The sequence below is a fragment of the Ensifer sp. VA4 genome (assembly GCF_055710065.1).
Genome location: NZ_JBVQPO010000020.1, coordinates 1 through 21,065 on the forward strand (window position 1 = coordinate 1; position 21,065 = coordinate 21,065).

21 protein-coding genes are annotated in these 21,065 nt (G+C 64.0%); 16 read left to right on the plus strand and 5 right to left on the minus strand.

All coding sequences use genetic code 11. The annotated features are described in order from the left end of the window. The first annotated feature begins 128 nt into the window (after positions 1 to 128). The 5 genes from AC0C6X_RS27195 to AC0C6X_RS27215 all read left to right on the plus strand — a co-directional run bounded on the left by AC0C6X_RS27195 (position 129) and on the right by AC0C6X_RS27215 (position 6,438). On the plus strand, positions 129 to 911 hold the full coding sequence (locus tag AC0C6X_RS27195) for a carnitinyl-CoA dehydratase (protein ID WP_472956183.1): 783 nt from the start codon (positions 129 to 131) through the stop codon (positions 909 to 911). A gap of 377 nt (positions 912 to 1,288) precedes the next feature. Then, positions 1,289 to 2,878, plus strand: a complete 1,590-nt coding sequence (locus AC0C6X_RS27200) for an ABC transporter substrate-binding protein (protein ID WP_173517278.1) — start codon at positions 1,289 to 1,291, stop codon at positions 2,876 to 2,878. Next, positions 2,878 to 3,990, plus strand: a complete 1,113-nt coding sequence (locus AC0C6X_RS27205) for an ABC transporter permease (protein WP_472956227.1) — start codon at positions 2,878 to 2,880, stop codon at positions 3,988 to 3,990. Before AC0C6X_RS27200 ends, AC0C6X_RS27205 begins: the two co-directional genes overlap by 1 nt. Then, positions 3,987 to 4,814: an ABC transporter permease gene (locus AC0C6X_RS27210; protein ID WP_472956185.1), complete on the plus strand. Its 828-nt coding sequence runs from the start codon at positions 3,987 to 3,989 to the stop codon at positions 4,812 to 4,814. Before AC0C6X_RS27205 ends, AC0C6X_RS27210 begins: the two co-directional genes overlap by 4 nt. Continuing rightward, on the plus strand, positions 4,807 to 6,438 hold the full coding sequence (locus AC0C6X_RS27215; RefSeq protein WP_173517280.1) for an ABC transporter ATP-binding protein: 1,632 nt from the start codon (positions 4,807 to 4,809) through the stop codon (positions 6,436 to 6,438). Before AC0C6X_RS27210 ends, AC0C6X_RS27215 begins: the two co-directional genes overlap by 8 nt. A 138-nt stretch (positions 6,439 to 6,576) precedes the next feature. Here AC0C6X_RS27215 and AC0C6X_RS27220 read toward each other — a convergent pair whose 3' ends face one another. Next, a complete protein-coding gene (locus tag AC0C6X_RS27220) occupies positions 6,577 to 6,834 on the minus strand; it encodes a DUF1127 domain-containing protein (RefSeq protein ID WP_173517281.1) in 258 nt (85 codons plus the stop codon). A 151-nt stretch (positions 6,835 to 6,985) separates the two neighbouring features. Here AC0C6X_RS27220 and AC0C6X_RS27225 point away from each other — a divergent pair, with 151 nt between their 5' ends. Beyond that, the gene (locus AC0C6X_RS27225; RefSeq protein WP_173517282.1) at positions 6,986 to 8,416 is read left to right on the plus strand and encodes a LuxR C-terminal-related transcriptional regulator; all 1,431 of its coding nucleotides are present in this window, start codon (positions 6,986 to 6,988) and stop codon (positions 8,414 to 8,416) included. A gap of 59 nt (positions 8,417 to 8,475) precedes the next feature. Here the strand turns inward: AC0C6X_RS27225 and AC0C6X_RS27230 are convergent, their stop codons facing one another. Both AC0C6X_RS27230 and AC0C6X_RS27235 read right to left on the minus strand, forming a co-directional pair. Beyond that, positions 8,476 to 8,817 carry a PAAR domain-containing protein gene (locus tag AC0C6X_RS27230; RefSeq protein ID WP_173517283.1) on the minus strand — a complete coding sequence of 114 codons (342 nt, stop codon included), beginning with the start codon at positions 8,815 to 8,817 and terminating at the stop codon, positions 8,476 to 8,478. A gap of 57 nt (positions 8,818 to 8,874) precedes the next feature. Next, complete coding sequence (locus tag AC0C6X_RS27235) at positions 8,875 to 9,660, minus strand: helix-turn-helix domain-containing protein (RefSeq protein WP_376741660.1); 786 nt, start codon at positions 9,658 to 9,660, stop codon at positions 8,875 to 8,877. A 272-nt stretch (positions 9,661 to 9,932) separates the two neighbouring features. Here AC0C6X_RS27235 and AC0C6X_RS27240 point away from each other — a divergent pair, with 272 nt between their 5' ends. The 7 genes from AC0C6X_RS27240 to AC0C6X_RS27270 all read left to right on the plus strand — a co-directional run bounded on the left by AC0C6X_RS27240 (position 9,933) and on the right by AC0C6X_RS27270 (position 16,139). Then, the gene (locus AC0C6X_RS27240; RefSeq protein ID WP_173517285.1) at positions 9,933 to 11,537 is read left to right on the plus strand and encodes an ABC transporter substrate-binding protein; all 1,605 of its coding nucleotides are present in this window, start codon (positions 9,933 to 9,935) and stop codon (positions 11,535 to 11,537) included. A 135-nt stretch (positions 11,538 to 11,672) separates the two neighbouring features. Beyond that, positions 11,673 to 13,667, plus strand: coding sequence for a CocE/NonD family hydrolase (locus AC0C6X_RS27245; RefSeq protein WP_472956187.1), 1,995 nt, complete (start codon positions 11,673 to 11,675; stop codon positions 13,665 to 13,667). 119 nt (positions 13,668 to 13,786) lie between these two features. Next, positions 13,787 to 14,281 (plus strand): HPP family protein, encoded by a 495-nt coding sequence (locus AC0C6X_RS27250; RefSeq protein WP_472956188.1) that lies wholly within the window; start codon positions 13,787 to 13,789, stop codon positions 14,279 to 14,281. Beyond that, complete coding sequence (locus tag AC0C6X_RS27255; RefSeq protein ID WP_247958439.1) at positions 14,278 to 14,862, plus strand: TetR/AcrR family transcriptional regulator; 585 nt, start codon at positions 14,278 to 14,280, stop codon at positions 14,860 to 14,862. Before AC0C6X_RS27250 ends, AC0C6X_RS27255 begins: the two co-directional genes overlap by 4 nt. A gap of 156 nt (positions 14,863 to 15,018) precedes the next feature. After that, positions 15,019 to 15,483 (plus strand): SRPBCC domain-containing protein, encoded by a 465-nt coding sequence (locus tag AC0C6X_RS27260; RefSeq protein ID WP_247958440.1) that lies wholly within the window; start codon positions 15,019 to 15,021, stop codon positions 15,481 to 15,483. Beyond that, positions 15,467 to 15,622 carry a hypothetical protein gene (locus AC0C6X_RS27265; protein WP_173517290.1) on the plus strand — a complete coding sequence of 52 codons (156 nt, stop codon included), beginning with the start codon at positions 15,467 to 15,469 and terminating at the stop codon, positions 15,620 to 15,622. Before AC0C6X_RS27260 ends, AC0C6X_RS27265 begins: the two co-directional genes overlap by 17 nt. 97 nt (positions 15,623 to 15,719) lie before the next feature. Beyond that, a complete protein-coding gene (locus tag AC0C6X_RS27270; protein WP_247958441.1) occupies positions 15,720 to 16,139 on the plus strand; it encodes a GFA family protein in 420 nt (139 codons plus the stop codon). 31 nt (positions 16,140 to 16,170) lie between these two features. Here AC0C6X_RS27270 and AC0C6X_RS27275 read toward each other — a convergent pair whose 3' ends face one another. After that, complete coding sequence (locus AC0C6X_RS27275; protein WP_173517292.1) at positions 16,171 to 16,572, minus strand: ACT domain-containing protein; 402 nt, start codon at positions 16,570 to 16,572, stop codon at positions 16,171 to 16,173. Between the two features lie 158 nt (positions 16,573 to 16,730). Here AC0C6X_RS27275 and msrA point away from each other — a divergent pair, with 158 nt between their 5' ends. Next, a complete protein-coding gene (gene msrA, locus AC0C6X_RS27280) occupies positions 16,731 to 17,450 on the plus strand; it encodes a peptide-methionine (S)-S-oxide reductase MsrA (protein WP_472956191.1) in 720 nt (239 codons plus the stop codon). A gap of 54 nt (positions 17,451 to 17,504) precedes the next feature. Here msrA and AC0C6X_RS27285 read toward each other — a convergent pair whose 3' ends face one another. Continuing rightward, complete coding sequence (locus AC0C6X_RS27285; protein ID WP_472956229.1) at positions 17,505 to 18,404, minus strand: alpha/beta hydrolase; 900 nt, start codon at positions 18,402 to 18,404, stop codon at positions 17,505 to 17,507. 176 nt (positions 18,405 to 18,580) lie between these two features. Here AC0C6X_RS27285 and AC0C6X_RS27290 point away from each other — a divergent pair, with 176 nt between their 5' ends. Together AC0C6X_RS27290 and AC0C6X_RS27295 are read left to right on the plus strand one after the other, a co-directional pair. Beyond that, positions 18,581 to 19,489 (plus strand): LysR family transcriptional regulator, encoded by a 909-nt coding sequence (locus AC0C6X_RS27290; protein ID WP_247958710.1) that lies wholly within the window; start codon positions 18,581 to 18,583, stop codon positions 19,487 to 19,489. A gap of 234 nt (positions 19,490 to 19,723) precedes the next feature. Further along, positions 19,724 to 20,884, plus strand: coding sequence for an ABC transporter substrate-binding protein (locus AC0C6X_RS27295; RefSeq protein WP_173517294.1), 1,161 nt, complete (start codon positions 19,724 to 19,726; stop codon positions 20,882 to 20,884). The last annotated feature ends 181 nt before the right edge of the window (positions 20,885 to 21,065 follow it).

The window sequence follows — 21,065 nt, forward strand, 5'->3', positions numbered from 1 at the left end:
GTGGCATCCTATGTCGTTTCAAACGCCTCCAAGCTCGAAGAACTCGATATCAATCCATTGATGGTGTTGCCGAATGGCCAAGGTGCCGTTGCCGCCGACGCCCTGATCCGCCGGAGGAAATGACGCGCATGACCGGACCGATCCGCACACGCCGCGAAGGCGGCATTCTCGAAGTCACCATCGACCGGCCAAAGGCCAATGCCATCGACCTTGCGACCAGCCGGGTGATGGGCGAGATCTTCCGCGACTTCCGCGACGACGACAACTTGCGCGTCGCGATCATCACCGGGGCGGGCGAAAAATTCTTCTGTCCGGGATGGGACCTGAAGGCTGCCGCCGCCGGTGACGCGGTCGACGGCGACTATGGCGTCGGCGGTTTCGGCGGCATGCAGGAGCTGCGCGACCTCAACAAGCCGATCATTGCCGCGATCAACGGCATCTGCTGCGGCGGCGGCCTCGAGATCGCGCTTTCGACCGACATGATCCTTGCTGCCGAGCACGCGACCTTCGCGCTTCCCGAGATCCGCTCCGGCACCGTCGCCGATGCCGCCTCGATCAAGCTGCCGAAGCGCATCCCCTACCACATCGCCATGGACATGCTCTTGACCGGCCGCTGGCTCGATGCGGCCGAGGCCCACCGCTGGGGCTTCGTCAACGAGATCCTGCCATTGAGCAAGCTTATGGAACGCGCCTGGGAGCTCGCCCGCCTGCTCGAAAGCGGACCGCCGCTGGTTTACGCCGCGATCAAGGAAGTGGTCCGCAACGCCGAAGGCGAGGCCTTCCAGACGACCATGAACAAGATCACCAAACGGCAGTTCAAGACGGTCGACATCCTCTATTCGAGTGAAGACCAGCTGGAAGGCGTGCGTGCCTTCGCCGAGAAGCGCGACCCGGTCTGGAAGGGCCGCTGAAGGCGGATGAATGTGCGCGGTTTTCCGCCGCACTGAACAGACGCCGCCAGGCATGGCGGCGCAGGTAACAGAGCCGGGCGACCGGCAGGATGACGTGGCAGGACGCGCGGACGAGACCGCGCGCCACGAAACACGCATCCATAAGCCAAGCTTATGGAAATAAATTGTAATTTAGGGCGTTACAAGAAGTGTTCCAGAGATTACGCTTATCGATCTGAATGAAGGACGCCCCGGCCGAGGGAAGGAGAACAAGCCACCGAAAGAACAAGAAGCGGCCGCTTTGGGCCGATCCGAAGCCATCGATACAATGGCTGTACGCAGCAATCTCTAACCAACCACAACGAACGGCGAATGCCGACAGAGAAGGGAACAGGGGAATGAGCGATTACAAGGATTACCTCACACGACAGGTCATGCTCGGCAAGATGAACCGGCGCGAGTTTCTCGGCCGCGCGGCTGCAGCCGGCATTCTCGCCTCGACGGCAGGCACGCTGTTTGCGACCAGCGCGGCGGCGCAGGAGCCGAAGCGCGGCGGCCATCTGAAGCTCGGCCTCGAAGGCGCGGCCGCCACGGACTCGAAGGACCCGGCCAAGGCGCTGTCGCAATTCATGTTCGTCGTCGGCCGCAACTGGGGCGACATGCTCGTCGAAAGCCATCCGACAACAGGCGCGCCGGTGCCGGCGCTTGCCGAATCCTGGGAGCCATCGGCCGACGCGTCGACCTGGACGTTCACGATCCGCAAAGGCGTCAAGTTCCATGATGGCAAGGAACTGACGGTCGACGACGTCATCAAGACACTGCAGCGTCACACCGACGACAAATCGGAGTCCGGTGCCCTCGGCGTGATGAAATCGATCAAGGAAATCAAGGCGGACGGCGACAAGCTCGTGTTGACGCTGACGGAAGGCAACGCCGACATGCCCCTCTTGCTTTCCGACTATCACCTCATCATCCAGCCGAATGGCGGCATCGACAATCCCGACGCGATGATCGGCACCGGCCCCTACAAGGTGTCGAGCTTCGAACCCGGCGTTCGCGCTACCTTCGAGCGCAACGCCGACGACTGGCGCACCGACCGCGGCTATGTCGATTCGGTGGAACTGATCGCCATGAACGATGCGACCGCCCGCATCGCCGCGCTCTCCTCCGGCCAGGTGCACTTCATCAACCGTGTCGATCCGAAGACGGTCAACCTGTTGAAGAGGGCGCCGACGGTCGAGATCCTCAACACGTCGGGCCGCGGCCATTACGTGTTCATCATGCATTGCAACACCGCGCCGTTCGACAACAACGACCTGCGCATGGCGTTGAAATACGCGATGGACCGCGAGACCATGGTTGAGCGCATTCTCGGCGGCTACGGCAAGGTCGGCAACGACTTCCCGATCAACGAGACCTATGCCCTCTTCCCCGAGGGCATCGAGCAGCGCGCCTATGACCCGGACAAGGCGGCCTTCCACTACAAGAAGTCCGGCCACAGCGGCCCGGTTCTTCTGCGCACCTCCGACGTCGCCTTCCCGGGCGCGGTCGATGCGGCCGTGCTCTACCAGGAAAGCGCCAAGAAGGCGGGCATCGAGATCGAGGTAAAGCGCGAGCCGGGCGATGGCTATTGGACGAACGTCTGGAACGTGCAGCCCTTCTCGACCTCCTACTGGGGCGGCCGTCCGACCCAGGACCAGATGTACTCGACCGCCTATCTGTCGACGGCCGACTGGAACGACACCCGCTTCATGCGTGCGGATTTCGACAAGATCCTGCTCGAGGCCCGCTCCGAGCTCGACGAAGCCAAGCGCAAGGAGATGTATCGCACCATGGCCATGATGGTGCGCGACGAAGGCGGCCTGATCCTGCCGATGTTCAACGACTTCGTGAACGCCGCCACCAAGCAGGTGAAGGGCTACGTGCACGATATCGGCAACGACATGTCGAACGGCTATGTCGCGACCCGAGTGTGGCTGGACGCATGATGATGGAAAGCGGACCGCTCACTGGTCCGGTTCCGACGGATGGGACCGCGGATGCATCGCATCCGCGGTCTGCCGAACCTACCGGAGTACCAGCAAAACCCAACCCTGCCGCCGATGGTGAGATCGCCGGCACCTTCTGGCGGCGCTTCACCTTCCGTCGCCCTCTCGCGGCGCTGATCCTGCAGCGCCTCGGCTTGAGCGTCGGCCTGCTCTTCGCCGTATCGCTGATGATCTTCGGCGGCATCGAGGCGCTTCCCGGCGACTTCGCCACCACCTATCTCGGCCAGTCGGCAACGCCGCAGGCGGTGGAAAACATCCGCAAGGACCTTGGCCTCGACAAGCCCTGGACCGAGCGCTACGTCTCCTGGCTCGGCGGCGCCCTGCAGGGCGATTTCGGCACCTCCTGGGCGAGCAAGAACTCGGTCGGCGAACAGATCTCCAAGCGCCTCGGCAACTCGCTGTTCCTCGCCTTTTTTGCAGCACTCATATCCGTGCCGCTCGCCGTCGGTCTCGGCATGCTGGCGGTGCAGTTCCGCAACAGGCTGCCCGACAAGATCATCAACGTCATCTCGCTCGCGGCCATCTCGCTGCCGGAGTTCTTCGTCGGCTATCTGCTGATCATGTTCTTCGCCGTCAAATTCGGCATCGCGACCTTCCCCGCAACCGTCTATGACAGCATGAGCTTCACCGAACGGCTTTCGGCGATCGCGCTTCCCGTCGCAACCCTCGTTCTCGTCGTTCTCGCCCATATGATGCGCATGACCCGGGCGGCGATCCTCAACGTCATGTCGTCGGCCTATGTCGAGACGGCGGAGTTGAAGGGTCTCAGCATGTTCCGCATCATCGCACGCCATGCAGCCCCCAATGCGGTGGCGCCCGTCATCAACGTCATCGCGCTCAACCTCGCCTATCTCGTCGTCGGCGTGGTCGTGGTCGAAGTCGTCTTCGTCTATCCCGGCATGGGACAATACATGGTGGATGCGGTGACCGTGCGCGACATGCCGGTCGTCCAGGCCTGCGGCCTGATCTTCGCGGCCTTCTACATCTTCCTCAACATGGCGGCCGACATTCTCGCCATCATCGCCAATCCGAGACTGAGGCACCCGCGATGAACCTGAGATCCATCCCCTTGAGCGCCTGGATCGGCATCGCCGGCATCGCGATTGCGACCTTCTGTGCCGTCTTCGCACCGGTCATCGCCCCATTCGGCGAGCGCGACGTGGTCGGCGACATCTGGCTTCCCGCCGGCGGCGACTTCCTGCTCGGCACCGACAATCTCGGCCGCGACCTGCTCTCGCGTCTGATCTACGGCGCCCGCACCACCATCTTCGTGGCGCTGGCAGCAACCGTGCTCTCCTTCTCGCTGGGCATGCTCCTGAGCTTTACGGCGGCCGTCGTCGGCGGTTTCACCGATCAGCTCTTCTCCCGCTTCAACGACCTGATGATGGCGATCCCGACGCTGATCTTCGCCCTCGTCGTGCTCGCCGTGCTGCCGCAGCATCTGTGGATCCTGATCCTCGTCATGGCGGTGCTCGATTCCACCCGCGTCTTCCGCATCGGCCGTGCCGTTGCGCTCGATGTCGCGGTCATGGAGTTCGTCGAGGCCGCAAGGCTGCGCGGCGAAGGCTCGCTCTGGATCATCTTCCGCGAGATCCTGCCGAACACGCTGTCGCCGCTCTTGGCCGAGTTCGGCCTGCGCTTCGCGTTCTCGATCCTGTTCCTCTCCACCCTCTCCTTCCTCGGCCTCGGCATCCAGCCGCCGGCCGCCGACTGGGGCGGCATGGTCAAGGACAACAAGGACGGCATCATCTTCGGCATCTCGGCGGCGCTGATCCCGGGGGCAGCGATCGCCACGCTCGCGATCTGCGTCAACCTCGTGGTCGACTGGCTGATGAAACGAACCTCCAGCCTCAAGGGAGGACGCGGCGATGCCTGAACTGCTCTCCGTCAAGAACCTCAAGATCGAAGCGACCAGCTACCCGCCGGGCGAACCGCCCAAGGTCGTCACCCTCGTCGAGGGCGTGTCCTTCGATGTCGCGAAGGGCAAGGTGCTGGGCCTCATCGGCGAATCCGGCGCCGGCAAGTCGACGATCGGCCTTTCGGCGCTCGCCTATGGCCGCGGCGGCGTGCGTATCACCGGCGGCCAGGTCCTGCTCGAAGGCCAGGACATCCTGACGCTCGAAAAGAACGGCATCCGTTCGATCCGCGGCGCCCGCGTCTGCTACGTCGCGCAATCGGCCGCCGCCGCCTTCAACCCGGCCCACCGGCTCGGCGACCAGGTGATCGAGGCGTCGCTCCGCCACGGCATCATGAGCCGTGAGGAGGCAAAGAAGCGGGCGCTCTATCTCTTCCGGGTGCTGGGCCTGCCCAATCCGGAAACCTTCGGCGACCGCTATCCGCACCAGGTCTCCGGCGGCCAGCTCCAGCGCGCCATGACCGCCATGGCGCTCTGCCCCAATCCGGAACTGATCGTCTTCGACGAGCCGACGACCGCACTCGACGTCACGACCCAGATCGACGTTCTGGCAGCAATCAAGCACGCGATCGAGGAGACGCATACGGCCGCGCTCTACATCACCCACGATCTCGCGGTGGTCGCCCAGATCTCCGACGACATCATGGTGCTGCGACACGGCAAGACCGTCGAATACGGCACGACCAAACAGGTGATCGAGGCGCCGCGGGAAGACTACACCCGTGCGCTCGTCAGCGTGCGGCAAACCAAGCGCGACGAGGCAACCGACCAGACCGGAGCGCAGTTGAAGATCGAGCATATCAGCGCCGGCTATGCCAATGGCTTCAAGGTGCTGCACGATGTCTCGATGCACCTGCCGAAAGGGCAGACGCTGGCGATCGTCGGCGAAAGCGGCTCGGGCAAATCCACCCTTGCCCGCGTCATCACCGGCCTCTTGCCGCCGACCGAGGGGCGCATCTCCTTCGAGGGCAAGGAACTGCCGCGCGCCCTGAAGGGCCGCAGCAATGACGAGCTCCGGCGCATCCAGATGATCTACCAGATGGCCGACACGGCGATGAACCCGCGCCAGACGGTGCGCGACATCGTCGGCCGGCCGCTCTCCTTCTATTTCGGCATGCGCGGCCAGAAGAAGACGGAGCGGGTCAAGGAGCTCTTGGACCAGATCGAGATGGGCAGTCGCTTCCTCGATCGCTATCCGGCCGAACTTTCCGGCGGGCAGAAGCAGCGCGTGGCTATCGCTCGCGCCTTGGCCGCCAAACCGGAGCTCATCCTCTGCGACGAGCCAACCTCGGCTCTCGATCCGCTTGTGGCCGAAGGCATCCTGAACCTGCTCTTGAAGCTTCAGGAGGAAACCGCTGTTTCCTATGTCTTCATCACCCACGACATCGCCATCGTCCGGGCGATCGCCGACAGCGTTGCGGTCATGCACCGCGGCCGCCTCGTACGCTTCGGGCCGAAGTCGAAAGTGCTGTCGCCACCCTTCGACGACTATACCGACCTGCTTTTGAAGTCGGTTCCGGAGATGGAGATCGGCTGGTTGGAGCGCGTCCTGAAGACGCGAAGGATGGAAAGCGCCGGAAACTGACGCGGCGCCGGAAAACATGCGTGCCCGTCGTGGAGCGCAACTTGAAGGGAAGCCGCCCGCGCACAGGCGTTCGGCTTCCCTGCCCCCAATGCCGCGTCTCGACGCGACGGGCGCATTCACGCTTCGCGTGGGCTCGCGTCAATGCTCCCAGAAATGCTTCTTGATCTCCACATCGACCTGCTTTTCTGTCAGGCCGATGTCATCGATCAGCTCCGGCGCATCGGCCGCCATTTGGGCAAGCTGATCGCGGTAGTGCTGGCGATCGTCCCACATGGCAAAGAGACGCTTCGGGTGAAACCACTTGGCGATGCGGCCGTCGCCGGGCTCGGACGTCTGCTCGACGTCCTCGGATACGGCGTGGTAGAAGTCGGACATGCCTGACAGAAGCTTGCTCATGGTCGTCCTCCCACGTGATGTTCAGCGCAAACTCTAGCCTCATAGAGCTATGCGGCAATCGCACATGTGCGGTGTTTTGCTTCCAGCATTTGTAGTATTTTGCTGGAGCCGCAGCAGAACGAACCGGTAGAACGGCAAGGAGGAGGCAGGTATGGCCCGCATCCTGACGCCTCGTTTTGTGCCTGCGGTCCTGTCGGATCGCGAGCGTGCGGTTGCCGAACGCTTTGCCGCCGGCCTGACCTATCGCCAGATCGGCGAAGCGCTCTGCATTGCGCCCTCGACCGTGCGCAGCCATCTCGCGGCGATCTACGGCAAGCTCGGCGTTCGCAACAAGATCGAGCTGGCGTCGGAGATAGCCCGGCCAGCGGAGGGAACGACCGCGGCTGCGACGGAGCAAGGACCACCGGTGCTCGCCCTGTTCCCGATCGAAAGCCTCAACGAGGAGCAGCGCTGGCGTCGGTTTGCCGATGGCCTTTCGTCGGATATCTGCGTTGATCTCGCACGCTATGCGGACCTGCCCGTCATCGGCTTTCACACCATGAAGCTGCTTGGCAACCATCCAGAGAACTACGATGACCACGTCCAGGCCGTCGGCGCGACCTACGCGGTGACGGGCCAGGTGCGCGCAGACGACCGGCAGGTGCGGCTGACGATCCAGCTCTCGGAAACGCGCTCCGGTCTGACGCTCTGGAGCGAACGCTATGACCGGCCGATCGGAGACATACTCGCGCTTCAGGACAATTTGACCGAGAGCGTTGTCAACGCGCTGGCAGGATGCTTCGGCAAGCTGGCCGCGCTCGTACGTAGCGCCAGCCGCAAGAAGACACGCTCGAACCTGCACTCCTACGATTATTATCTTCTCGGCGTCGAGCAGCTCAACCGGTTCAGCGCGGAGGGAAACGCCGCGGCAATTGAGCTTCTCACGCGGTCGCTCCAGTTGGACCCCGCACGGGTAAGGGCCTGGATCGAACTGGCCTACGCCTATTCCGTCCAGGCCTGCAACGGCTATGGCGTCGACCTAGCCACGACCATCGGGAACTGGCGATCGGCGATAGAACAGGCCCTGCGGCTCGATCCGACGAACCCCTTCGCCCACACCTGCCTTGGCGATCTCAAGGCATGCCTGGGCGATCTCAAAGGCGCGGCCGACGCCCAGGCAATGGCGCTCCAGCACGGCAAACACAGTGCCGACACGCTGGCGCTGCTGGCCGGAAGCAAGGCTTTGGTGGCTGGAGACCCGGACGAAGCGATGGCGCTGATCGAGAAGGCGCTGTCCCTCAATCCCCTGGCGCCGCCCTGGTATTACGGCATGCTCGGCCGCGCCCTCTTCGTCACCGGACGCCACGCGGAGAGCCTTTCGGCGCTGGAACACAGTTCACAGGAATCGCCGAATACCCTCATGTTCCAGGCGATGGCCCAGGCTTTTGTCGGGCAATCATCCGAAGCGGCGAGCACCGCGCTGAGGCTTAAGACCGAGTTCCCGCTTTTCTCGGTCGAACGGTTCATCGCCGGCTATCCGGTCACCAACCCTCCGGCGCTGCAAGCAGTTCAGGAAGGATCCCGGCTGGCGATGTTCGACTAGAACGCCGTGCGTTCAACTGAACGCACGCCGCCGCTCGGCTCTGGCAACTGTGTGCTCCGTTACCTCTGCCGGCAGTCGACATCGCCCAGGCGTTGCGCCGCCTCGCCTTCAAAGGTCACCGTCGCCTCGCCCTTTGCCGAGCAATCGCCCGTGGCGCCGCTTCCGGCGCGGAAATGCACGACCGGCTGGCCCTCGATCATGATGCTCGGCACCACCTCGTAAAGTTCCGGCGGGCAATTGGCGACGTCGGAGAGCCTAAGCGCCGGCTGGCCGCCGATCATGACGCTGGAGGCGCCCGAAAGCGCACAGGACGGGATCGGCGCCCGCGCCTCCTCGGCCATCGCCGACGGAGCCGGCAGAGCGGACGAAAGGCAGGCGATGACGGCCACTGCAGATTTCATGATCCCTCCTCCATGGATCCGCGTCGGCGAAACCTATCACAAGGCCGCGCCCCCGCCTCAATATTCGGTGGGCACGGTCAAGAGCTCGGCATCGGGCGTATCGAGAAAGGCGCGGACGGTCTGGGGCATATGGCGCGAGCCGAAGGAAAGCACGCCGCAACGCGAGAGCATCTGGCGCAGGTCCGGCTGCTGGCCGAGAGAGCGCCAGATCATGCGCGAGGCATAGGGCAGGTTCTCCTTGCGCCAGGAGACCCCCATGGTGGTGCCGCGCAGATAGACCCGCTGGTGCACTTCGAACGGAAGAAGGATCGTCTGCGCCAGCATCGGCTCCCGCCCGATGCTGCGCTCGGCGATGAAGATGCGGTTTCGCCAGAAGGTGACGAGCCCCACATATTTCGAGAATTGCTGGATCTCGTTTATCGGATCGCGGATGCGCTCGATCGACTTCACCCGGATCGAGCCCGCCTCCTCGTAGATCCGGGCCGAGGAGCAGACGACGAGCCCCGGCCAGGACGGCGAGACGTGATAGGTCTGATAGTAGCCGATGTGACGCCGGAGACCGACGATATCGCCCGGAAAACCTTCGAGCAGCAGGCCGGCATCCGAGCGATCACGGTCTGGCCGCACCATCCGGGCCTCGAACTGTTTCGGGGTAAGCGAAAAGTCTTCGGCGGCAAGCCCGAAGAAGCGGGCGATGCGCGCGACATTGTGCGGCGACGGCCGCGCCTCGCCGCCGATATAGCGGTTGAATTGCTGCCGGTTGATGCCGATCTCGCGGCAGATCTGCGAAATCGAACGCCTGGTTGCGCAGGCAAAACGCAGATTGGCCGAGAAGATTTCGATGTCCTGCACGCCACTCCCCCAAACATATGCTCCCGTCGCGCCGGCCGCTGCGGCCCGGAGCAGTCGAGAGATAGCGTAAAAGAGCGTAAATCAGCGTCAAGTCGCGAAATTGTGCACGACCCCGCAGGCGCTAGGTTTTCCCCACAGCGCCACGCGTCTTGAAACGCGCGTAGATCGCTGCAGCACCTTGATCTGCTGCATGTTTTTCCCTTCCATCGGCGACGATTGAAGGGACATGCGGGAGAAACATCATACAAAAAGGGAACCTGGAAATGACCGACTTCACGAAGCGACCCGACGGCCTTCTTGTCCCGGCTGGCCTTGCCGCGGCTGGCATCAGCCGGCGCGGCTTTCTGGCCGGCACCGCCGTGCTTGGCCTTGCGGCCGGACTTGGCGGCACGCTGACGGCCAAGGACGCGCGTGCCGAGGAGCCGAAGCGCGGCGGCCACCTGAAGCTCGGTCTCAAGGGCGGTGCCACCACCGATTCGCTCGACCCCGCCGCCTATAGCGGTTCGGTCTCCTTCGTCATCGGTCACCTCTGGGGCGACACGCTGGTCGAATCCGATCCGAAGACCGGCGCGCCGCTGCCGGCACTTGCCGAATCCTGGGAGCCCTCGGCCGATGCGTCCGAGTGGACCTTCAAGATCCGCAGCGATGTCAGCTTCCATGACGGCAGCAAGCTGACCGTGGCCGACGTCGTCGCCACGCTGAAGCGCCATGCGGACGAAGGCTCGAAGTCCGGCGCCCTCGGGCTGATGCGCTCGATCAAGACGATCGAGGAAAAGGCCGGCGCACTGGTGCTGACGCTGACCGAAGGCAATGCCGACCTGCCGCTGCTGCTGACCGACTATCACCTGATCATCCAGCCGAAGGGCGGCGTCGACAATCCGGCCTCGCCGATCGGCACCGGTCCTTACAAGCTTTCAAGCTACGAGGCCGGACTGCGCGCCACCTTCGAGAAGAACGCCGATGACTGGCGCTCCGACCGCGGCTTCGTCGATTCGGTCGAGATCATCGTGATGAACGACACGACGGCGCGCATCGCGGCGCTTTCCTCGGGCCAGGTCCACTTCATCAACAACATCGACCCGAAGACCGTGCCTCTCCTGAAGCGGGCGCCGCGCGTCGAGATCCTGCGCACCGCCGGCAAGGGCTTCTACAGCTTCCTGATGCATTGCGACACCGCCCCCTTCGACAACAACGATCTGAGGCTTGCGCTGAAATATGCGGTCGACCGCCAGGCGATCCTCGACCGGGTTCTCGGCGGCTTCGGCACGCTCGGCAACGACTATCCCGTCAACGGCAACTACGCGCTGGCGCCCGAAGGCATCGAGCAGCGGGCCTATGACCCCGACAAGGCCGCCTTCCACTTCAAGAAGTCCGGCCACGACCGGCCGATCCTTCTGCGCACCTCCGACGCCGCCTTCCCCGGCGCTGCCGATGCTGCGGTCCTCTTCCAGGAAAGTGCCAAGAAGGCCGGCATCGAAATCGAAGTGCGCCGCGAACCGGAGGACGGCTACTGGACGAACGTCTGGAACGTCCAGCCCTTCTGCGCCTCCTATTGGGGCGGCCGGCCGACACAGGATGCGCGCTATTCCACCTCGTATCTCTCGACTGCCGAATGGAACGACACGCGCTTCAAGCGCGCGGATTTCGACAAGCTCCTGCTCCAGGCCCGCTCCGAGCTCGACGAGACCAGGCGCAAGGAGATGTACCGCACCATGGCGATGACGGTGCGCGACGAAGGCGGCCTGATCCTGCCCGTCTTCAACGACTATGTGAACGCCGCCTCGGCCTCGCTGAAGGGCTTCGTCGATGACATCGGCAACGATCTTTCCAACGGTTACGTCGCCAGCCGCGTCTGGTTCGACAGCTAAGCAATTCCAGCGAAAGTGCAACGCGGTTTCGCGTCAGGAATTGCGAAAAGCAATGGAGCAATTCCAGTGAAAATGGGGCGCGCTTTCGCGTCCCGAATTGCCCGAGAGAACGAACGAAGAGATAGTTAGAACGACATGTCCGAACGTGAATTCACCTTGATCGAGAACGAATGGATCCGGCTGAAGGACGGCACCCGGCTCGCCGCCCGCATCTGGATGCCCGCCGGCGCCGAAGCCGATCCGGTACCGGCCGTGCTTGAATACCTGCCCTATCGCAAACAGGGCGGCACGAGCCTGCGCGACGAATCCACCTATCCGGTCTTCGCGGCCGCCGGCATTGCCGGGGTGCGCGTCGATATCCGCGGCTGCGGCGAAAGCGATGGTGTCATCGACGGCGAATATACGCCGCGCGAACTTGCCGACGGCTGCGAGATCATCGAATGGATCGCCGCGCAGCCCTGGTCCAACGGCAAGGTCGGCATGATGGGCATCTCCTGGGGCGGCTTCAATTGCCTGCAGGTCGCCGCCCTCAAGCCGCCGGCGCTGAAGGCCGTCATCTCCATCGCCTCGACGGTCGACCGTTACAACGACGATATCCACTACAAGAACGGCTGCCACCTCTCGGCCCAGCTTTCCTGGGCCGCGACCATGCTCGGCTACCAGTCGCGCTCGCCGGACCCCGCAATCGTCGGCGACCGCTGGAAGGAAATGTGGCTGGAGCGGCTGGAGAACGAGCCCTTCTTCATGGAGGAATGGCTGGAACACCAGCGCCGCGACGCCTTCTGGCAGCACGGCTCGATTTCGGACGATTTCGGAAGCGTCGAGATCCCGGCGCTCGTCATTGCCGGCTGGGCCGACGGCTACCGCAACACGCCGCTGAAGGCGGTCGAGGGTCTCGGCGACAAGGCGAAGGCGCTGATCGGCCCCTGGGTACACAAGTATCCGCATTTCGCCTTCCCGAAGCCGCGCGCCGATTTCCATGGCGAGGCGATCCGCTGGTGGAATCGCTGGCTGCGCGACGAGAAGAACGGCGCCGAGGATGGGCCGCAGGTGCGCGCCTATATTCTCGACGGTCCGCGCCCGTCGCTTAGGCGCGACAGCGATCCCGGCCGCTGGGTGGCGAAGGATGCGTGGGCGTCCCCGGAAATGCAGCTCTTCGGCGTTTCCCATGACGGCAGGCTGACGCCTTCGGCCGGCGGCACCGGCATCGGCGAGATCTACCTGAAATCGCCGCTCGATACCGGCACGGCCTCCGGCGAATATTTCACGCTGAAGCCCGACGCCGAAATGGCCGGCGACCAGCGCATCGACGATGCCGGTTCGCTCACCTTCGAGACGGCACCGCTGCTCGAAGCCGCCGACTATCTCGGTCAGCCGACGCTGACGGTCGAGGTCACCTGCCAGGCGGCAACCGCCAATCTCGCCGTCCGCCTCGTCGATGTGCATCCGGATGGAACCGCGACCCGCGTCGCCTTCGGCGTGCTCAACCTGGCGCATCGCGACGGCAACGCCCAGCCGCGGCCGATGGAGCCGGGCCGCAAGACGCGGATCACGCTGGTGCTCGACGCTTGCGGCTATCGCTTCCGCGCCGGCAACCGTATTCGCGTGTCGCTCTCCACCTCCTATTGGCCGTTGATCCTGCCATCGCCCACGGATCCGGGCCTGACGATCGATACATCAAGCCTGTCGCTGGCGCTGCCCCTGCTCGGTGCACACAAGGAGATTGTCGTGCCCGAGCCGGCAAACCCGGACCCGCTGCCGAAGTACCGCGAACTGACGCGCGGCAGCACCAGCCGGACGGTCGAGCGCGACATGACCCACGGCATGACGCACTACCGGATCTACGAGGACACCGGCCTTTCCGAACATCCGGATACGGGCCTCGCCACCCAGGACATCCGCGACGAAACCTGGTCGATCGCGCCTGACGATCCGCTGTCGATGATCGGAACCTCGACCTGGACCTGCGTCGCCAAGCGTGAGGGCTGGTCGGTGCGGACGGTTTCGACTTCGACGCTCCATTGCACGGAGAGCGAATGGATTACAGAAGCCGAGGTCGTCGCCTATGAGGGCGGGACCCAGATCTTCGAGAAGCACTTCAAGAAGCGGATCCGCCGCGATCTCATGTAGAACGCGCAGGGGAAGAGGCGTGCGGTGGGTCGCCGCCGCGTCCGGTTTCCAGCCGCCTGCTTGACACCACCACAAAAGCATTGTACCGATCGGTAAACAATTTACTGATCGGTACAATCATGCGTCGTTTCTTCTTTCGTCATCAGCCTCCCGTCCACATCTCCCGCGGCCTGATCGCCGGCATTGGCGGCCTTGTTGCCATCGCGGCCATCGGCGCACTCACCAATCTCGTCGGCCATCCCCTGCTGATGGCGCCGTTCGGGGCGAGCTGCGTGCTGATCTTCTCCGTCGCCGCCAGTCCGCTGTCGCAGCCGGCCAACGTCGTCGGCGGCCATTTCGTCGCCACCCTCGTCGGTCTCGTTCTGAGGACTGTCTCCCCCAACGAATGGTGGGCGGTGGCGATCGCCGTCGGCGTGGCGATCGCGCTGATGGCGGCGCTGCGCATCACCCACCCGCCGGCCGGCGCCAATCCCCTCGTCGTCTTCTCGGCCGATCCCGGTTTCGAGTTCCTGCTCTTCCCGGTGCTGACCGGCTCGCTGATCCTCGTCGCCGTCGGCGCGCTGTTCCACCGCTTCGCCAAGGTCGAATATCCGCTGGTGAGGAAACCGGCATGAGCCGCGTCGTCGCCGAACGCCGGGACGTCATCGCCATGCTGGCCGAGATCTTCCGCGAGCATGGTTATGACGGCGCGAGCCTCAGCCTGATCACCGAGAAGACCGGCCTCGGCAAAGGCAGCCTCTACCACTTCTTCCCCCGCGGGAAGGAGGAGATGGCCGAAGCCGTGCTTGGCGACATCGCCGCCTGGTTCCGCACCCACATCTTCGACGCGCTGCGCAACACGGAAAATGCCGAGCAGGCGCTGGAGGTGATGTTTGCCGCGGTCGATAGCTACTTCCGCCAGGGCCGCAGGCTCTGCCTGATGGGAGTGATCGCGGCCAGCGGCGCCCATGACCGCTTCGCGCGCGAACTCAACGGCTATTTCTCCGACTGGCGCGCCGACCTCGCCGTCACGCTCGAGCGCAACGGCACCCCTAGGGCCGAGTGCGCAGCGCTTGCCGAGGAGATCATCGGCGGCATTCAGGGTGCGCTGATCCTCGCTCGAAGTCTCGACGACCCCGGAGCTTTCGGCCGAGTGCTCGCTCGGCTGCAGACCCGGTGCCTGCCTTATCGTGAAAAGCGAGATACGGGCGGGTAGCCGCCCGCGTATCGCCCGTTCGCATCAATTGACAAAAATCAGATCGCCGCTTGAGCCTGCCTTGACAAACGCCTCCGTGCCCGCATATTAACCGATAAGTTAAATAACTCTAAGGTTAAAGACTGGGTGCATTGGGGCGCCCAGCGAGGAGGATTCATGCCAGCGGCGACCGCGAACGCAAGACGCAAGGAAATCGGCCTGGAAATCGTGCGCGACTTCGAAGCGCCTGCGAGCCTCGTCTTCAGGGTCTGGTCGACGCCCGAGCACATGCTGCGCTGGTGGGGACCGCGTGATTTCACCCCGCATTCGGTCAACTTGGACTTCCGTCCGGGCGGCGCATGGCGCGCCTGCATCCGCTCGCCCGAAGGCCGCGACTACTGGATGGGCGGTGTCTATCGCGAAGTGCGGGAGCCGGAGAAGCTCGTCTTCACCTTCGCATGGGACGAAGAGGGCGAGCCCGGCAGCGATACGCTCGTTACCGTTTCCTTTGCCGATATCGGCGGCAAGACCCGGCTGGTCTTCCAGCAAACACCATTCGAGACCGTTGAAGAGCGCGACTCGCACCAGGAAGGCTGGGGCGAGTGCCTCGACAGGCTCAGGGACTATGTCGAACACATCTGAGATCGCGCAAGACGCAAGCGGGCTCGGCCTGAAGGCAACCCGGTGCGAATGGATCGGGCTGGCCAAGGCGGGCGATGGCGACACGGGCGGCGACCTGGCGCTCGTCGATAAGGCGACGCCATCGGGCAACGTCGGATAACGCACCGCGGCATCGATACGAAAGCAATGCTGCGCCCACCGGCGCCGGCCACCCAGCCGGCGAACGAGGCCGTACGCCCAACCTCAGGGAGGAAACGATGAAAAAGCTCTATCGCGGCAGCTGCCATTGCGGCGCCGTCACCTTCGCGTGCCGGCTCGATCTCGCCGAGGGCATCCGCCGCTGCAATTGCTCCTTCTGCGCCAAGACACGGATGCAGAAAGCGTTTGCCCTTCGAGAGGAATTCGAGATCACCGCCGGCAAGGACAGGCTCTCGACCTATCGCGCCGAAAACTCCAACTGGCGCGAGGGCGACGTCGATCACTATTTCTGCAGCCATTGCGGCGTCAGGCCCTTCTCGCGCGGCTATCTCGAGGATTTCCTCGGGCATTTCTACGCGGTCAACGTCGCCTGCTTGGATGGCGTCAGCGACGCGGAGCTCGGCGAAGCGCCACTGATCTACGAGAACGGCCGTGCCGACGACTATTTCAATCCGCCGGCCGACACGCGCTTCATGTGACGGTGCCCGTCTCGAAACAGGCGCAGGGACATCAGGCGATCGTGAGTGCGCGCAACGCCGCGAGCGCCCGCTCCGCATCCGCCTCCGGCACGAAGATATGATCATGATAATAGGCCGCGATCACGTTGGCGCTGATGCCTTCGCGCGTCAGCGCCGCCGAGACGGCCGCAGTCAGGCCGACGGCTTCCAGCGCCGAATGCACGTTGAGCGTGATGCGCCGAAGCAGCGGACCGTAGTCGAGCCCCGCCTCGTCCGCATCGCTGCGGGCAAGCACCAGCGTCAACCCTTCATCCTCGCGATAGGTGGCCAGCGGTTCCAGCGCCTGATAGCGCGCAACGTCGCGATAGGCGACCGTGCAATAGACGTAGGTCTGCGGAAACAGCACCGGGCTCATCGTCGCCAGCAGCTTCGCGAGATCCGTTTCCCCGGCCATGACGTTCCCCCTGTTTCGCACTGCTTCTTCGAATGAAGTGGTAGCGGATCGTCACGTTGGCGTGAAGCACGCGATCGCGATTTGACCATTGTCATTCCCGTGAAAACATGAGGTCATCAAGCGCCGGAAGCGGAAACCAGGTGGCGGAGAAGATGAAAATGGTGACTTACAGTCAATCGAGACACATCTCTCGCGGACTCGTAATGCGGGCTGCCGCCTTCGCCGCTCTGCTGGCGTCGGCGCCGATCGCCGCCGCCCAGGAACCGGCCGTGGTCATCCCGCCGCCCTCGCTCGATGAGAAGATCTCCGGAACGACGGAGATCGCCGTCTTCGCCGGCGGCTGCTTCTGGGGCGTGCAGGGCGTCTTCCAGCATGTCAAAGGCGTCAGAAACGCCGTCTCCGGCTATTCCGGTGGCACTGCGGCAACGGCCGATTACGAGACGGTGAGCGGCGGCAAGACCGGCCACGCGGAATCGGTGGAAGTGACCTACGACCCGCGTGAGGTGACCTATGGGCGGCTGCTACAGGTCTTCTTCTCCGTCGCCCACAATCCGACGCAGCTCAACTATCAGGGGCCCGATCATGGCACCCAGTATCGATCGGCCGTCTTCACCGTTACCGCCGAGCAGAAGCGCATCGCCGATGCCTATATTGCCGAGCTCGCCAAGGCAGGCGCGTTCCCGGCAAGGATCGTCACGGAGGTCACGCCGTTCAAGGGCTTCTACGCCGCCGAGGACTATCACCAGGACTTCCTGACGCGGAACCCGACGCACCCCTACATCGTCTATAACGACCTGCCCAAGATCGAGAACCTGCGGGCGTTGTTCCCGCAGGCCTTCCGGGCAGATCCGGCTCTGGTTTTCAAGGCGAAGAGCTGAGCATTCCACAAGAACCGTGTAGCGGCCGCAAATGCGTCGTACCAGATCGCGGCGTCAGCGGGTACCGACGAGAACCGCAACCCCCTCGGCCAGCCGCCGGAACCCTTCGCGCGCGCCCTCGCTCATGTGCCGCGCCCTGAGCCAGGCATGGATCATCTGCGGCTCTTCGCGGAAGGTCACGTTCACGCCCGCCGCGGCGAGGCGCCCGGCATAGATGCGGGCGTCGTCGCGCAACGGGTCGAAGAAGGCCCCGGTGATGTAGCTCGGCGGCAGGCGCGAGAGGTCCCTTTCCGCCAGGGGCGCGGCGAAGGGATTGTCGGCCGGCGCCTGCAGGATCTTGCGATAGTAGATCGTGTCGGCGGTCGTCAGCCCCGGCGCCTCGGCCATTTCCACATAGGAGCCGGAGACCAGGTCGCCGCCGAGCCCCGGATAGATCAGCACCTGGCCGACGATGCTTTTGAGGCCTTCGGCCCGAGCCTTGAGCACGATGCCTGCCGTGAGGTTGCCGCCGGCGCTGTCGCCGGCAACAACGACCGGACGGCCGTCGGACAGCAATTCCTTCAGCACCGCGTAGCAATCGTCGAAAGCGGCGGGCCAGACATGCTCCGGCGCCAGGCGGTAGTCGACCGACACCAGCTCGGCCCGAGCAAAATCCGCAAGCTCGGCGCAGATCGCATCGTGGCTGTCGAGCGAGCCGACGACGAAGCCGCCGCCGTGAATGTAATAGATGCGCGTCTCGGCCGAGACCGTCGCCGGGCGGTAGCGCCGGATCGGGATGCGGCCGTCGACGAGCGTGTCCTCGCGGGTGAGACCGGCCGGGCTCGGCGCATCGAATTCGGCGCAGAGCGCATCATACCATTTGCGCTGCTGCTCGATCGAGGCATCGACCGCGTCGGCGGGATAGAAGTCCTCGCAGCGGCGGTGAAAGGCGAGGATCCCCTCCTCCGTCGGCATCGGCCGCTTGCTCGCCTGGTCCACGTCATCCTCCACTGATCCCGCTCTTGCGCGCAAGCTTATCACCGCCGCCCCGGCTCCCTGTCCGAAAACCGACATGGCTGGAAAAAATGACCAGTCGATCCGCTTACGTTTCGCCGCTTGCCAGCGCCGCCCCGCAGCTATTAACTCGCGCCATGGCCTTCACGTTTCGACAGTTGCAGTATTTCGTTGCCGTCGCCGAACAGGGTTCGATCACCCGCGCGGCGCAGAACCTTTCGATCTCGCAATCCTCGATCACCGAGGCGATCAAGGAGCTCGAAGGCGATCTCGGCGTCGAGCTCTTCGACCGGCATCCGCGCGGCCTGTCGATCACCCACAATGGCCACCAGTTCCTGCGCCACGCCACCAAGATCCTCGCCAATGTCTCGGACGCCAGGCGCAGCTTTTCCGAGAGCCGGGAGGAGACCGGCGGCAAGCTCAATCTCGGCGTCACCTCGCTCGTTGCCGGTTATGTGCTTTCCGATCTGCTCGCCCGCTATCGCCGCGCCTGCCCCGGCGTAGAGGTCAGCGCCATCGAGGACAACGGCTCCTATCTCGAGCACCTGCTGATTGGCGGCGAACTCGACGTCGCCGTCATGGTCATCTCGAACCTGCGCGACCGCATGGCGCTGCAGGCGGAAATCCTCGAAACCTCGCCCTATCGCCTGTGGCTGCCGATCGGCCATCCGCTGGTCAGCGCCGACATCATCTCCGTCGGCGATATCGCCAGGGAGCCGCTGATCATGCTGACGGTCGATGAAATCGAGGAGAATACCGGCAAGCTCCTGACGGCACTCGGTGCCCGCCCGCATGTGGCCTTCCGCACCCGTTCGGTGGAAGCGGTGCGCAGCCTGGTCGCGACCGGCGCCGGTATCGCGCTGCTGCCCGATCTCGTCTACCGCCCCTGGTCGCTGGAAGGCGACCGCATCGAAAGCCGCGACGTCTCGGGCGCGCTCCCGGTGGTGCAGGTCGGCATGGTCTGGCGCAAGGGCTCCAGCCTGCCGCAATCGGCCCGCGACTTCGTCGGCATCGCCGAGGCGCTGCGCAGCGGCCGAATACGTTGACACCCGGACACCTTCGGCGCCTAAACGCGCCACCAAAGCCGCGACGCTATATCCCTTTGTTTTTATATAATTTTTATCGCAAAGCCGCACCGCGTTTTTGCTGGCATTGTCCCCGATATCGGAAAATCCGAAAACGACATTCTGATTAATGAATTTGCGAATACGGAGAATTCAAGGCACGCTTCATCCTGGGAACGAAGCCGCAAAACGCGGCTCAAAACTGGGAGAATTCAGATGAAGCAGATGCTCAAATCCTGCACGGCATTGACCCTGACGCTCGGCCTTGTCGCCCCGGCCTTCGCGCAGGAGCCGCTGAAGGAACTTGGCAAGGGGGAAGGCGAACTCTCCATCGTCGCCTGGGCCGGCTACATCGAGCGCGGCGAGACCGACAAGAACTACGACTGGGTCACAAATTTCGAAAAGCAGACGGGCTGCAAGGTCAGCGTCAAGACGGCGGCGACCTCGGATGAAATGGTGGCGCTGATGAACGAAGGCGGCTTCGACCTCGTCACCGCCTCGGGCGACGCGTCGCTCCGCCTCGTCGCCGGCAAGCGCGTCCAGCCGATCAACACCGACCTCATCCCGAGCTGGAAGACGATCGACGAGCGCATGCAGAATGCGCCCTGGCACACGGTCAACGGCGTCCACTACGGCGTGCCCTATGTCTGGGGCCCGAACGTGCTGATGTACAACAAGGACGCCTTCAAGGGCGAAGCGCCGAAGAGCTGGAACGTCGTCTTCGAGGAAATGACACTTCCCGACGGCAAGTCCAACAAGGGCCGCGTCCAGGCCTATGACGGCCCGATCCATGTTGCGGACGCCGCCAACTACCTGATGAAGCACAAGCCGGAACTCGGCATCAAGGATCCCTACGAGCTCAACGAGGACCAGTACAAGGCGGCCCTCGATCTGCTTCGCACCCAGCGCACCCTCGTCGGCCGCTACTGGCACGACGCGATGATCCAGATCGACGACTTCAAGAACGAAGGCGTCGTCGCTTCCGGCTCCTGGCCGTTCCAGGTGAACCTGATGGAAGCCGAGAAGCTGCCGATCGCCTCGACCATTCCGGAAGAAGGCGTGACCGGGTGGGCGGATACCACCATGCTGCATGCCGAGAGCCAGCATCCGAACTGCGCCTATATGTGGATGGAGCACTCGCTGTCGCCGAAGGTCCAGGGTGACGTCTCCGCCTGGTTCGGCGCCAACCCGTCGGTCGGTGCGGCCTGCAAGGGCAACGAACTGCTGACCGATGCCGGCTGCAAGACCAATGGCTACGACGACTTCGAGAAGGTCAAGTTCTGGAAGACGCCGGTGACGAAGTGCGCAAGCCAGGGCGAATGCGTGCCCTATCACCGCTGGGTCTCCGACTATATCGGCGTAATCGGCGGCCGCTGAGCCGTCGCGACATATCGCAAGCATCGCCCCTCACCCTGGCCCTCTCCCCGCATGCGGGGAGAGGGAACGCCCCCGGCCAAGCCTTGGGCGTAACCTCTGAGGCAAGACGCCCGCCACGAGTCTCCTTCGCCCCGCATGCGGGGAGAAGGTTCCCGGCAGGGCGGATGAGGGGCACACCTTC

Bases quoted from the DNA above. Each gene is read 5' to 3' on its own strand.
- AC0C6X_RS27275 (WP_173517292.1), bottom strand. From the start codon at position 16,572: ATGGCCGGGGAAACGGATCTCGCGAAGCTGCTGGCGACGATGAGCCCG.
- AC0C6X_RS27200 (WP_173517278.1), top strand. From the start codon at position 1,289: ATGAGCGATTACAAGGATTACCTCACACGACAGGTCATGCTCGGCAAG.
- AC0C6X_RS27205 (WP_472956227.1), top strand. From the start codon at position 2,878: ATGATGGAAAGCGGACCGCTCACTGGTCCGGTTCCGACGGATGGGACC.
- AC0C6X_RS27210 (WP_472956185.1), top strand. From the start codon at position 3,987: ATGAACCTGAGATCCATCCCCTTGAGCGCCTGGATCGGCATCGCCGGC.
- AC0C6X_RS27250 (WP_472956188.1), top strand. From the start codon at position 13,787: ATGCGTCGTTTCTTCTTTCGTCATCAGCCTCCCGTCCACATCTCCCGC.
- AC0C6X_RS27220 (WP_173517281.1), bottom strand. From the start codon at position 6,834: ATGAGCAAGCTTCTGTCAGGCATGTCCGACTTCTACCACGCCGTATCC.
- AC0C6X_RS27225 (WP_173517282.1), top strand. From the start codon at position 6,986: ATGGCCCGCATCCTGACGCCTCGTTTTGTGCCTGCGGTCCTGTCGGAT.
- msrA (WP_472956191.1), top strand. From the start codon at position 16,731: ATGGTGACTTACAGTCAATCGAGACACATCTCTCGCGGACTCGTAATG.
- AC0C6X_RS27265 (WP_173517290.1), top strand. From the start codon at position 15,467: ATGTCGAACACATCTGAGATCGCGCAAGACGCAAGCGGGCTCGGCCTG.
- AC0C6X_RS27270 (WP_247958441.1), top strand. From the start codon at position 15,720: ATGAAAAAGCTCTATCGCGGCAGCTGCCATTGCGGCGCCGTCACCTTC.
- AC0C6X_RS27230 (WP_173517283.1), bottom strand. From the start codon at position 8,817: ATGAAATCTGCAGTGGCCGTCATCGCCTGCCTTTCGTCCGCTCTGCCG.
- AC0C6X_RS27295 (WP_173517294.1), top strand. From the start codon at position 19,724: ATGAAGCAGATGCTCAAATCCTGCACGGCATTGACCCTGACGCTCGGC.
- AC0C6X_RS27255 (WP_247958439.1), top strand. From the start codon at position 14,278: ATGAGCCGCGTCGTCGCCGAACGCCGGGACGTCATCGCCATGCTGGCC.
- AC0C6X_RS27260 (WP_247958440.1), top strand. From the start codon at position 15,019: ATGCCAGCGGCGACCGCGAACGCAAGACGCAAGGAAATCGGCCTGGAA.
- AC0C6X_RS27290 (WP_247958710.1), top strand. From the start codon at position 18,581: ATGGCCTTCACGTTTCGACAGTTGCAGTATTTCGTTGCCGTCGCCGAA.
- AC0C6X_RS27195 (WP_472956183.1), top strand. From the start codon at position 129: ATGACCGGACCGATCCGCACACGCCGCGAAGGCGGCATTCTCGAAGTC.
- AC0C6X_RS27240 (WP_173517285.1), top strand. From the start codon at position 9,933: ATGACCGACTTCACGAAGCGACCCGACGGCCTTCTTGTCCCGGCTGGC.
- AC0C6X_RS27245 (WP_472956187.1), top strand. From the start codon at position 11,673: ATGTCCGAACGTGAATTCACCTTGATCGAGAACGAATGGATCCGGCTG.
- AC0C6X_RS27215 (WP_173517280.1), top strand. From the start codon at position 4,807: ATGCCTGAACTGCTCTCCGTCAAGAACCTCAAGATCGAAGCGACCAGC.
- AC0C6X_RS27285 (WP_472956229.1), bottom strand. From the start codon at position 18,404: ATGCCGACGGAGGAGGGGATCCTCGCCTTTCACCGCCGCTGCGAGGAC.